Origin of the sequence: Leucobacter sp. OLIS6 (assembly GCF_002752355.1) — a bacterium.
Taxonomy (GTDB): Bacteria; Actinomycetota; Actinomycetes; order Actinomycetales; family Microbacteriaceae; genus Leucobacter.
Window position 1 is genome coordinate 166,523 of the sequence record NZ_MRAV01000008.1, and the last position, 12,212, is coordinate 178,734.

Here is a 12,212-nt window from a genome sequence, read left to right on the forward strand (position 1 = left end):
GGATCGGTGCTTGTGACGCCACAGGAACTTGCCACCGCCATCGCCCGGATCCTCACCGACCTCATCGCCGCGCGCGGCGTGGAGGTCCCGGTGACCGACGCGGACACGCAGGTGGAGCGACCGAAGAGCCGAGAGCACGGCGACTGGGCGTCGAACGCCGCGATGAAGTTCGCGAAGCGCATCGGCACCAACCCGCGCGAGCTCGCGACCGAGATCGCGCAGCGCATCGCCGAGATCGACGGCGTGGCCGCTGCCGACATCGCGGGCCCCGGCTTCATCAACATCACCCTCGACGCCGCGAGCGCCGGCGAGACCGCGCGCCGGGTCGTCGAGCAGGGGGAGGCCTACGGGCGCGGCGACGCGCTCGCCGGGCAGAAGATCAACCTCGAGTTCGTGAGCGCGAACCCGACCGGACCGCTGCACCTCGGGCACACCCGCTGGGCGGCGCTCGGCGACTCGATCTCGCGCGTGCTCCGCGCCGCGGGCGCCGAGGTCACGAACGAGTACTACATCAACGACGCCGGCGCGCAGATGAACAAGTTCGGTCGCTCCGTGCTGGCCGCCGCACTCGGCGAACCCGCACCGGAAGACGCCTATCCGGGCGCCTACATCCAGTCGCTCGGTGCGCACGTGCTCGCCCAGCAGCCCGATCTCGCCGAGATCGCCGCGCAGGATCGCGACCGCGCGCTCGAGCTCGCGCAGGAGATCGGCTACCAGCAGCAGCTCGCCGAGATCAAGGAATCGCTCGAGCGGTTCAACGTGCACTTCGACGTGTTCTTCTCGGAGCGCTCGCTGCACGCGCCGGGCGAGAACGGCGAGAAGAGCCCCATCGACGCGGCGGTCGACCGCCTGCGCGAGCAGGGTCACGTCTTCGAGGCGGACGACGCGATCTGGGTGCGCACGACCGACTTCGGCGACGACAAGGATCGCGTGTTCACCCGCGGCAACGGGATCTACACCTATTTCGCGGCCGACGCGGCCTACTACCTGACGAAGAAGGATCGCGGCTTCGGCGAGAAGATCTACCTGCTCGGCGCGGACCACCACGGCTACATCGGCCGTCTGACGGCGATCGCCGGCGCTGCCGGCGACGACATCGAGACCGACATCACCGTGCTCATCGGCCAGCTCGTCAACCTGAACGGCGCCCGCCTGTCGAAGCGCGCCGGCAACATCGTCGAGCTCGACGATCTGCTCGAGTGGCTCGGCTCCGATGCGCTGCGCTACTGGCTCGCCCGCTACCCGGCGGACTCCCCGCTCGCGCTCGACGGCGAGAAGCTGCGCAGCCGGACGAACGACAACCCGGTCTTCTACGTGCAGTACGCGCACGCCCGCACCTGCGCGGTCGACCGCAACGCGGCCGCCGCGGGCATCGACCGCAGCGCCTTCGCGCCCGAGCTGCTCACGCACCAGACCGAGACCGAACTGCTCGGCAAGCTGCAGGAGTATCCCGGGATCGTGGCAGGCGCCGCAGAGCTGCGCGAGCCGCACCGCATCGCGCGCTACCTCGAGGAGCTCGCCGCCGCGTTCCACCGCTGGTACGACAACTGCCGCGTGATCCCGCTGGGCGACGCCCCGGTGGAGGACCTGCACCGCACCCGCCTGTGGCTGAACGACGCCGCGGGGCAGGTGCTGCGCAACGGGCTCGACCTGATCGGCGTCTCGGCGCCCGAGCGCCTCTGATGGGCCCGGCACGATGACGGAGCAGCGGGAGCGCCGACCGCGCTGGTGGCTGAGGATCCTCTGGATCGTCGTCATCCTCGCGGTGCTCGCGGGCGCGGGCGAGATCGCGCTGCGCGCGATCCTGCCCGGGATGATCTCGACCGCGGTGCGCCAGCCGCTCGAGCTGTCGAGCGATCACCCGGTCGACGTGCGGCTCGACGGTTCGGTGCTGCTGCACACGATCACGGGCAAGCTGGGCGACGTCACCGTCACCGTGCCGGACGCCCCGCTCGTCGAGGGCCTCCAGGGCGACCTCACGGTGCACGCGGATTCGGCACCGTTCAGCCTCATCTCCGGCTCCGGAGAAGTGCGGGGCGCTACGGCGTCGATCACGGTGCCCAAGGACAAGATCGACCAGACCATCTCGCTGCTCACGAGGGGCATCGCGCAGACGGGGACGGTGCGCGAGGGCGCGATCGACGTCGGCCGCAGCATGGAGATCTTCGGGCAGAAGGTATCGCTCTCGGCGACGCTGAAGCTCGGGGTCGAGCAGGGCGATGTGAAGATCACTCCCGAGGGTGTCAAGGCCGCCGGATTCGACCTCACGGCGAAGCAGATCGACTCGTTCGGCGGACCCGCCGTGCGGGCGCTGACCCAGCCGCAGACGGTCTGCGTGCGCGACCAGTTGCCGCGGGGGATCGAGCTCACCGGCATCCAGCTGTCGTCGACGGGGGCGGTGCGCGTCGACGCGAAGATCTCACCGACTCTCGTCAGCGATCCGAAGCAGCGCGAGAAGGGCAGCTGCGGCTGACCCGAGGTCCGCTCAGCGGTCGAGCGCGCGCAGCGCGATCCAGGCGGTCGCGCGATCGTCGGCGTGCTCCATCGAGAGTCCGGTCAGCTCCTCGACCCGGCGCAGGCGCGAGACGAGGGTCTGCCGGTGGATCCCCAGCAGCTCCGCGCTCGCCCGGTGCCTGCCGTTCTCGGCGAGGAACACTCGCAGCGTCTCGGTGAGCGCGCCGTGCGCTCCGCTCGCATCACGCAGGGGATCGAGCGCACGGGCGAGTTCCGCCCGCGGTTCGGCGGCGAGGGAGCCGAGCACCAGCTCCACCGAGGCGAGCCGGGCGTAGTGCACGACCGTGCGCGATTCGTCGAGCGCGGTGTCGAGCGCCTGGCCCGCCTGCGCGGCGCCGCGGGCGAGCGCGTCGGCGGGGGACGGGGTCCCGAGGCCGAGGTGCAGGCGCTGACCCGAGACCGGGGTGAGCTCGTCGACCCGCTTCGCGAGCTCGTCGACGAGGTCGTCGCGCACGAAGCCGAGCACGCGGCCCTGCGATGCGGCGAACACGTGCTCGGCCCCGAGCTCGTCGAACCATCGGCGCAGCAGGCGTTCGGCGTCGATCGTGCGGGTGCGGGCACCGAGCGCGAAGGCGGTGAGGCTGCGGTCATGCACGCCCCAGCGGCGCAGCAGTTCGAGCGCGGGCGCGCCGCCGTCGAGGATCGTGCGCATGAGCGATTCGCGGCCGAGGTGCTCGGTGACCGAGGGATCGTGGGAGCGGAGCAGGAGGTCGAAGAGGGCCGCGGCGAGCGAGGCGAGGTCGCGCGAGCGGCTGACCGTTCCCGAGCGGGTCGAGATCACGAGGTACCCGGCGAGGTCCCGATCCGAGCCGACCTGGTGCAGCTGCAGGCCCTCGTGCCGCACTCGGACGGGGCGACCGAGCGCGACCGCGGTCGCGTCGGAGACGTGCAGGCGGCCCGCGCCGGCGCTCGTGATCAGCTGGCCCTGCGCGTCGAGCAGCACGGCCCAGCCGTCGATGCGGTGCGCGAGCTCGGCGATCGCCGCGGTCGCGCCTCCTCGCCGGGCCGCCTGGGTGAGCACCTTCATGCCGGCGGCCACGAGCCGGTCCGACGCGGCGAGATCGTCGGCGAGCAGGGCCGTGAGCGTCGCGTGCAGGGCGACGCCGCCGAGCGCGCAGCCCAGGATCGCGGTGGTGCCGTGCGCGGCGAGCCGTTCGCGCAGGGCCGGGTCGTCGGCATCGGTCACGAGGACGGCCCGCGAGAGGGCATCGGCCTCCGTGCCGCCGGCGTCCAGGCGTTCGAGGAGCGCCGCCGCGTCGCCCGTCACGAGCGTCGCGTAGGCGGGATGTCCGACCACGACGACCTCGTCGAACCGCGCGACCCCGTCGACCGGGGTGCGCTCGGACAAGCGCTGCGGGACGCAGCTGCCGGCGACCGCGCGGGCGACGGCTGACAGGGTGAGCGGCACACGTCGAATGTACCAAACGCCTGGTCCTCGATCCAGAAATCATCATTCGGCGCAGTGACACGGCTCTCGAACCCTCCGTAGCATCTCCTCAGTCGCCCGTCCGGCTCCGGCCGCGACAGCGAGACAGACCCAGTGCAGCCGCCGACGAAGGAGTGCAAGATGCAGGCCGTGGTGTTCCGAGATACCGATACCCGCGTGGAAGTGGTCGATGCCGACCTGGCCGCGCCGAAGGCGGGGGAGGTGCGCGTGAAGATCGCCGCAGCGGGCGTCTGCCACTCCGACCTGCACGTGAAGCGCGGCGAGTGGGACGCCCCCGCTCCCATGGTGATGGGGCACGAGGGCTCCGGTGTCGTGACCGAGCTCGGCGAGGGCGTCACCTCGCTCGCGGTCGGCGACCACGTGGTGCTCAGCTGGGTGCCGCCGTGCGGCGAGTGCCGCTACTGCCTGCAGGGCCACGAGGCGCGCTGCCAGAAGGTCGTCGAGGTCAACAACGCGCACGGTTCGCTGTTCGACGGGACCTCGCGCCTGAGCAACGCCGAGACCGGCGAGCCGCTGCACCACTACCTGAGCGTGTCCTCGTTCGCGGAGGAGGTCGTGGTCCCCGTCTCGGGCGCGATCAAGGTGCGCGACGACGCGCCGCTCGACGTCATCGCCGTGGTCGGCTGCGCCGTGGCCACGGGCGTCGGCGCCGTGCTCAACACGGCCGCCGTCGAGCCCGGATCCACGGTCGCGGTGATCGGCTGCGGCGGTGTCGGCCTCAACGTGGTCCAGGGCGCGAAGCTCGCCGGGGCCGAGCGCATCATCGCGATCGACGTCGTGCCCGAGAAGACCGCCATGGCGCTGCAGTTCGGCGCGACCGACCGCATCGACGCCTCGCAGCGCGACGCCGTCGAGCAGCTCTTCGAACTCGTGCCCGACGGCGTCGACTACGCCTTCGACGCGATCGGCCGCACCTCCACCACCGAGCAGTCGATCCGCATGCTCGGGCTCGGCGGCGCCGCCGTGATCGTCGGCCTGCCCCCGACCGGCGCCAAGGCCTCGTTCGAGCCGCTCGTGCTCGCGGAGGCCGACCAGCGGATCCTCGGGTCGAACTACGGATCGGTGCGCCCCTCGATCGACATCCCCGCCCTGGTCGACCGCTACATGGACGGGCAGCTGAAGCTCGATCCGCTCATCTCGGGCCGACGCCCGCTCGCCGAGGCCGCCGAGGCGCTCGACGATCTGGAGGCCGGCGGCGTGCTGCGCACCCTGCTGATCCCCTGATCCCCGCGTCACCGAAGCCACTCGAAGGAGAGTCCACCACCATGTCCACCACCACCTCCCAGCAGCCGGTCGACGCCGGCCTGCGCCACGGAGTGATGTCGGGGCCCGAGCTCGCCGCTCAGGCCATCGCCAACATCGCCCCGAGCGCGGTGATCGCGTTCACCGCCGCCTCGATCTTCATCGGGGCCGGGAACGGCACGATGCTGTCGTTCCTGCTCGCCACCATCGTGATCGTCTGCGTCGGCTACTGCGTCGCCGTCTTCGCGAAGAAGAACGCCTCGGCGGGGTCCCTCTACACCTACGTCGCGAAGGGCCTCGGCCCGACCGGCGCCTACACCGCCGGCGTCGCGCTGATCATCGGCTGCTGGGGCATAGCGGCCGGCTCGCTCGGCGGTGCCGTCTCGTACATGTCCGATCTGCTCCGCCTGCTGGGCGTCCCGGCTTCGGGCGTCGTCTGGCTCGTGGTGCTCGCGATCGTGATCGGCGGCCTCGCCACCTTCTTCACGATCCGCGGCATCCGCATCTCGGCGCGCGTCTCGCTCGTGCTCGAGCTCGTGTCGGTCGCGATCATCCTGATCCTGCTCATCACGGCGCTCGTCGTGCTCGGTCCCGACGCCTGGGACCCCGCCCAGTTCAGCTTCGAGGGCGTTCCCTTCCAGGGCGTCGCGGCCGGCATGGTGCTCGGCATCCTCGGCTTCGTCGGCTTCTCGTCGGCCGACGCGCTGGGGCGCGAGGCGAAGAATCCCTACACCGCGATCCCGCGCGCGATCATGTGGAGCGCGGTCGTGGTCGGCGTGCTCTACGTGTTCGCCGCGTACACGCAGATCGCCGTCCTCGGCGACGACCTCGCCACCGCGGCGAGCCCGCTGCAGGCCATCTCCGAGAAGATCGGGATGCCCGGCTGGTTCACCCCGCTGCTCACCTTCGGCGTCGCGGCCTCGTTCTTCGCCGTGGTCGTCGCCCCGCTCAACGTGGTCGGCCGCATCGTCTATGTGATGGGCAAGGAGGGCGTGGTGCCCGAGCGCTTCGGTCGCACCCACGACACGCACCTCACCCCGCACCGCGTGCTGCTCATCGCGGGCCCCGCCGCGATCGTGCTCGACGTGATCCTGCTCGCCTGCGGCGTGCAGCCGATGGACATCACCGTGTGGGTCGACACCTACGGCACCTACGGGTACATGGTCGCGTACGCGCTCGTCGCGATCGCCTGCGTCGCCTACGTGCGCCGCGAGCGGATGCGCAGCGCACTCGTCACGCTGTGCGCGGCGATCGCCGTGATCGCCATGGTCTACGTGTTCCTCGCGAACGTGTTCCCCGTGCCCGCGTTCCCGCTCAACGTGATCCCGTACATCTTCCTCGTGACGATGATCGCGGCGCTCGCCTGGTTCCTCCGCCTGCGGAAGCGGGATCCGCAGGTGCTCGACCGCATCGGCAACACCGAGACCGACATGCTGGAGGGTGTGGGCTGAGTCAGACCACGCTGCCGCCGAGGCGCGGATCCGCGACCCGTCCGTCCCAGCGCTGCTCGGGGGCGTACAGGTCGAGGACCGCGCCGAGGCGTTCCCGCTCCTGGGCGCGCCGCGCGGCTCCCTTGGAACTCGCGGCCGCCAGGTCGACGAGCAGACGGATCGCGAGCAGGATGCCCGACGAGGTATCGCCGAGCTCCCGGTCCTCGGTATCGACGACCACCTGTTCGGCGGCGAAGGCGCTGAGCGGCGAGTCGGAGCTGTCCGTCAGCAGCACGACGGTCCCTCCGGCTGCGACGTACTGCCGCGCGATCTCGACCGTGTCCCGCCGGTAGGGGCGCGTGCACACCGCGATGAGCGCGTCTCCCGTGCGCACATCGGACAGCAGATCGAGCGCCTCCAGGCTGGGCGGAGCCGCCAGCATCACCTGGCTGAAGCTCGCGCCGAGCGCGCTCGCGAGCTTCGCCGCGTAGCCCTGCGAGGCGCCCCGTCCGAGCACGAAGCGCCGACGACTGCCTGCGATGAGCGCGGAGGCCCGCTCGAACGAGGGATCGGATTCGAAGGCCTCGACCGCGCGCTCGAGCGCCGCGCGCTCCGCCTGCAGGATCCGCGACTTCAGCGCGGAGGACCGGCGCCTGGGCTGCGGTGCGTGCTCAGCGGGCTTCGGCATGGTCCTCCTCACGGCCCGCGGGCCTCGCATCGAATCGCTGGATCAGCGGCGGATCCGTCGGTGTCAGTTCCAGCACGAATTCGCACTGCCGATCGCGCCCGATCATACGCCAGCGGGCGCTCGCCGCGGTCGGGTGGCGGATCCCCTCGGGGGCGAGGCGCGCCTCGGAGCCGAGCTCGTCGCGCACCCGGAGGAGCGCGGCGCGGCGATCGCCGATCGGCAGATCGAGGGCGACGCACGGAGCGAAGGCGTCCCGTTCCGCGTTCGACCAGCGCGCGTCGTCGTCTGGTCGTTCGGCGAGGAGCCGGGTCAGCGTTACGGCGGCCTCGGTCTCGGCCCACGGCCGCGGGCTCGGATCGGGGAGCTGCGCCGCCGAGCGGGAGAAGGCCTCGCCGGTCGGCTCCCAGGCTCCCGAGTAGCCGCCGTTCTCGAGGCCGCACACGATGACCTCGCGATCGAGCCCCCAGCGCAAGTGCGCCGAGAAGCCGGGGTACCCGCCGGAGTGCGAGACGACGCGGCCGAGCTCGGGCGTAAGCTCGACGAATAGGCCGTAGCCGTAGCCGACGACGGCGGTCGACGGGGCGGACGGCTCGGGCGGGAGCGTCCGGTGCAGCTGCTGCATCTCGCGGCGGCTCGCGGCGGCGAGAACGCGATCGTCGTCGGGGCGCGAGAACGCGCTCGCCAGCCAGGCGGCCCAGTCGAGCAGATCGGCGGTCGACGCGAAGATCCCGCCGATGGCCGAGAAGGCGCCCGGCCCGGTCAGCGGCTGCGGCTCCCACCCGGCGGCCCGCCGCGCATGACCGGTCGCGAACGGCCTGCCCGCCGGCACGGTGAAGCGCACTCCCGTGAGACCCAGCGGGTCGAGCAGCTCGGCCTCGACCTGCTGCGGCAGCGGCCGTCCGTCGAGACGCTCCAGGATCCGGCCGAGCATCGCCCACCCGAGGTTCGCGTACTCGAAGCCGGTGCCCGGCTCGCGCACGAGCCGGATCCCCGTGGCGAGCAGCTCGTCGAACTCCGGCGGCGGCATGGATTCGAGCCGGTCGGCCCAGGCGTCGTCGGTGGGCAGGCCCGCCGACATGGTGAGGAGCATGCGCGGGGTGATCCGCGCGCCGGGTCCGGCCGGGCGGAACACCGCATCGGGCAGCAGATCGACGACCGGGCGATCGAGATCGAGCGCGCCGGCATCGCGCAGCTGCAGCGCACGAGCCGCGGTGAACGACTTGGTGACCGAGGCGATGCGGAAGACCGTGCCGGCGTCGGGAGGGAGCCCGTCTCCGCGGTCGCCGGACCCGGCGAACGCGTTCCGGGCGCCGACGCGAGCCGCGAGCGCGATCGCCGGCGTCGAGCCGGATCGGACGCGGGAGGCCGCGAGCTCGGCGATCAGGTCGTCGGGGTCCGCCGCGCCGGTTCCGGCGCCGGAGTGCTCGTGGAGCGTCAGGGCATCAGACACGGGTCAGGAACTCCTCGAGGATCCGCTGCCCGCCGTCGATCGAGGCGACCGGTGTGCGCTCGTCGGCACCGTGCGTGCCCGCGGGTCTGCGCCCCTCGGGATCCGCGGTGAGCGGCGCGAAGCCGTACCCCGCGATGCCGAGCGCGGCGAACGCCTTCGCATCGGTCCCGCCGCCCATGCAGACGGGAGGCACGACCGCGTCGGGGTCGTGGGCGATGATCGCGTCGCGCATCGCATCGAACCAGGGCGACGGATGCGGGGCGCTGACGGGGGACTGCCGATCGACGAACTCCCAGTCGATGCCGTCGCCGATGAGTCCGCGCAGCGTCTCGACGGCCTCGTCCTCCGTGCCGGGCAGACAGCGCACGTCGACCAGGGCCTCGGCGTTGCCGGGGATCACGTTCACGGTCATGCCGGCGTTCATGACCGTCGTGGTCGCGGTGCAGCGGATCGTCGCGGCGGCGACGTCTCCGGCCGGGCCCAGCCGATCGATCGCGGCGAGCACGCCGGCCTCGGTCTCGAGCTCGGGCTCGTTGCCGAGCGCTCGGTCGATCGTCTCGATGTAGCCGCGAACGGTGTCGGTGAGCCGAAGCGGCCACTCGTGGGTGTTGATGCGGTGGCACGCCGCGATCAGGCGCTCGAGCGCGTGCCCGGGGTGCGGGCGCGACGCGTGCCCGGGGTCGCCGCTCGCGCGCAGCCGCAGGTGCAGGGTGCCGCGTTCGCCCGTCGCGATGGGGTAGCAGCGCACGGTGCGGCCGTCGGAGGCGACGAGCTCCGTCGCGTCGCCGCCGGACTCGCCGATCGCGAACCGGACCCCCGAGAACAGTTCGGGCCGGTTCCGCACGAGCCAGAGCGCGCCGTGCTCGCCGCCCGATTCCTCATCCGCGACGAACAGCACCACGATGTCGCGCCGCGGGCGGGTGCCGGTCCTCGCCCAGTTCAGCAGCGTCGCGAGGGTCATCGCGACCATGTCCTTCATATCGGTCGCGCCACGGCCCCACACGTAGCCGTCGGAGATGCGGCCGGCGAAGGCGGGCACGGTCCACTGCGAGGGCTCGACGGGCACCACGTCGGTGTGGGCGTGCACGAGCATCGCGGGGAGCGTGGGGTCGGTGCCCGGCACGCGGAGCACCACCGAGGCTCGCGCGGGCGAGGGCCCGACCAGCTGCGGCGCGTAGCCCGCCCGTTCGAGCGAGGCCAGGATCCACGCCGCGAGGTCGGCTTCGCCCGCGCTGCGGCCTTCTCCGTAGTTGGACGTGTCGAAGCGGATCAACCGGGCGCACAGCTCGGCGGCGCTCATCTTCGAGGCGGTTTCCGGTCTGGACATCTTGCTCCTGCTCTGGCTCACGGAGGTCCGGCCTCCATTGTTTCCGACGCGGGGCGATCCGCGCACCGGGCGCAGCGCAATCCGTACCGAAAATGCATCTTGCGATTCCTATCATTCACGGATAGCTTGACGGTGGCAAGTGCGAAACGGAGTGAGTTTCGGCTTGATTCTGCGGATCAATGAGGATCTGACCTTGTTCGAACCGCAATAGATCCGATGCCAGTTCTCACATTTGAGAAACGTAAACACGAAGGAGTGGTTCGATGCGGGCACAACGGGAGCAGAAGACGCGGCCGACGGTCGCCTGGCGGAGGCGCGCGCTCGCCCTGACAGGAGCCTGCGCGCTCGCCCTCGGCGGAGTGGCCGCGGGCACGGGAGCCGCCCAAGCGGGGGCCGCGGCGAAGCCCCCGGTCATCCGGGTCGCGCTGCTGGGCGACGTCGACACCCTCAACCCGTTCCTCTCGGTGCTCTGGACGAGCCTCGAGATCATGCGGCTGCAGTACGAGCCGCTGGTCGAATGGAGCGCCGACGACAACACCGAGGCGCCGGGCATGGCCGAGAAGTGGGAGTCGAGCGCCGACGCCACCGAGTGGACCTTCCACCTGCCGAAGGACGCGAAGTGGTCGGACGGGCAGCCGATCGTCGCGGACGACGTCGTCTGGACCGTGCAGGCGATCCAGAAGAACAATGCGCTCAAGATGGCGAACGGATCGCTCGTCGAGAACATCGCGTCGATCGAGGCGCCCGATGCCACGACCGTCGTGATGCGCATGCGCTCTCCGCAGGCGGCGAACCCGGGTACCGATCTGCCGATCGTCCCGAAGCACGTCTGGTCGAAGGTCTCCGACCCCGCGGGCTTCGCCAACGACAAGGACGTCGTCGGCTCGGGGCCGTTCACGGTCTCCGCGTCGTCGAAGACCAACGGGGTCGAGATGATCCCGAACCCGCACTACCGCCGCGGCGAGGCGAAGTCGGGCGGCGTCGCGTGGGTGCCGTACAAGAACTCGGACGCCGCGGTGCAGGCGCTCAAGACCGGCGAGATCGACATGATGAGCGACCTCACCGTCGCCCAGTTCGACGCGCTCAAGGGCGCCTCGGGCATCACCACGGTCTCGGGCGCGGGGCGCGGCTACTCCTCGATCGCGATCAACCCCGGTGCGAAGGACATCGACGGCAAGCCTCTCGGTGACGGCAACCCGGTGCTGCATGATCCCGTGGTGCGCCAGGCCATCGTGCGGGGGATCGACAACGAGACGCTGCGCAAGAAGGTGTTCCAGGGGCACGGGTCCCCGGGTTCGGGCGAAGTGCCCCCGATCTATCCGAAGTACCACTGGGACGTCGCCCCCGAGAAGCTGCCGCTGGCCTTCGACCAGGCGGAGGCCAACCGCATGCTCGACGAGGCCGGGTACCGGAAGGGGGCCGACGGCATCCGGCTCGACAAGACCGGCAAGCCGATCAAGCTCCGGCTGATGGGGGACGCCTCGAGCGCGAGCCACCAGCAGGTCGCCGACTTCCTGAAGCCCTGGATGAAGGACATCGGCATCGACATCGCGACCACCATGCTCTCGGCCGCGCAGGTCAACGACGAGTCGGTGATGGGGCGCTACGACCTGTACTTCACCGGGTGGACGATGGGGCCGGACCCCGATTTCATGATGTCGCTCAACACCTGCAAGTCGCGACCGAACGCCGACGGGTCGGGTGCGACGAGCGAGTCGAACTGGTGCTCGCCCGAGTTCGACGCCCTCTACGCGAAGCAGCACTCGGAGCTCGACCCCTCCAAGCGCGCCGCGATGGTGATCGAACTGCAGCAGATGATCTACGGGGCCGCTGTCAACAACGTCATGTACTACGGCGACGCGTTCCAGGCGTACCGCTCGGACCGTTTCACCGGTATCCAGAAGCAGCCGGCGAGGACGGGCGTGATCCTGGCGCAGAACGGCCCGTGGGGGCTGTACTCGGCGACTCCGGTGTCGGCCGACGCGGGCGATGGAGCGGGTTCCGGCGGCGGAGCCGTCTGGTGGATCGTCGGCGGGGCGGTCGTGGTCCTCGCCGCGGGCGGCTTCCTCGTGCTGCGCCGACGCTCGACGACCACGGACGATCGGGAGTAGGAC

General features: G+C 71.2%; 9 protein-coding genes. 5 read left to right on the forward strand and 4 right to left on the reverse strand.

Annotated features, from left to right (window positions below; translation table 11 throughout):
* The first annotated feature begins 12 nt into the window (after nucleotides 1-12).
* Together argS and BMH31_RS04075 are read left to right on the forward strand one after the other, a co-directional pair.
* Nucleotides 13-1,683, forward strand: coding sequence for an arginine--tRNA ligase (gene argS / locus BMH31_RS04070; protein WP_099724329.1), 1,671 nt, complete (start codon nucleotides 13-15; stop codon nucleotides 1,681-1,683).
* A 13-nt stretch (nucleotides 1,684-1,696) separates the two neighbouring features.
* The gene (locus tag BMH31_RS04075) at nucleotides 1,697-2,473 is read left to right on the forward strand and encodes a DUF2993 domain-containing protein (protein WP_099724328.1); all 777 of its coding nucleotides are present in this window, start codon (nucleotides 1,697-1,699) and stop codon (nucleotides 2,471-2,473) included.
* Nucleotides 2,474-2,485: 12 nt separating this feature from the next.
* Here the strand turns inward: BMH31_RS04075 and BMH31_RS04080 are convergent, their stop codons facing one another.
* Complete coding sequence (locus BMH31_RS04080) at nucleotides 2,486-3,922, reverse strand: helix-turn-helix domain-containing protein (RefSeq protein WP_099724327.1); 1,437 nt, start codon at nucleotides 3,920-3,922, stop codon at nucleotides 2,486-2,488.
* A gap of 159 nt (nucleotides 3,923-4,081) precedes the next feature.
* Between BMH31_RS04080 and BMH31_RS04085 the strand changes: the two genes are divergently transcribed.
* A complete protein-coding gene (locus tag BMH31_RS04085; RefSeq protein WP_046455125.1) occupies nucleotides 4,082-5,185 on the forward strand; it encodes a Zn-dependent alcohol dehydrogenase in 1,104 nt (367 codons plus the stop codon).
* A 41-nt stretch (nucleotides 5,186-5,226) separates the two neighbouring features.
* Nucleotides 5,227-6,654, forward strand: a complete 1,428-nt coding sequence (locus tag BMH31_RS04090; protein WP_099724326.1) for an APC family permease — start codon at nucleotides 5,227-5,229, stop codon at nucleotides 6,652-6,654.
* Nucleotide 6,655: 1 nt separating this feature from the next.
* Here BMH31_RS04090 and BMH31_RS04095 read toward each other — a convergent pair whose 3' ends face one another.
* From BMH31_RS04095 to BMH31_RS04105, 3 genes are read right to left on the reverse strand one after another with little or no spacing between them, the layout of a single operon-like run.
* The gene (locus BMH31_RS04095) at nucleotides 6,656-7,321 is read right to left on the reverse strand and encodes an SIS domain-containing protein (RefSeq protein ID WP_158234946.1); all 666 of its coding nucleotides are present in this window, start codon (nucleotides 7,319-7,321) and stop codon (nucleotides 6,656-6,658) included.
* A complete protein-coding gene (locus BMH31_RS04100; protein WP_099724325.1) occupies nucleotides 7,305-8,771 on the reverse strand; it encodes a serine hydrolase domain-containing protein in 1,467 nt (488 codons plus the stop codon). Before BMH31_RS04100 ends, BMH31_RS04095 begins: the two co-directional genes overlap by 17 nt.
* Nucleotides 8,764-10,098 carry a M20/M25/M40 family metallo-hydrolase gene (locus tag BMH31_RS04105; protein ID WP_099724324.1) on the reverse strand — a complete coding sequence of 445 codons (1,335 nt, stop codon included), beginning with the start codon at nucleotides 10,096-10,098 and terminating at the stop codon, nucleotides 8,764-8,766. Before BMH31_RS04105 ends, BMH31_RS04100 begins: the two co-directional genes overlap by 8 nt.
* 263 nt (nucleotides 10,099-10,361) lie before the next feature.
* On the opposite strand from BMH31_RS04105, the gene BMH31_RS04110 reads away from it, so the two are divergent.
* Entirely contained in the window at nucleotides 10,362-12,209 is a 1,848-nt protein-coding gene (locus BMH31_RS04110; RefSeq protein ID WP_099724323.1) for an ABC transporter substrate-binding protein, read from the forward strand.
* Nucleotides 12,210-12,212 lie beyond the last annotated feature (3 nt).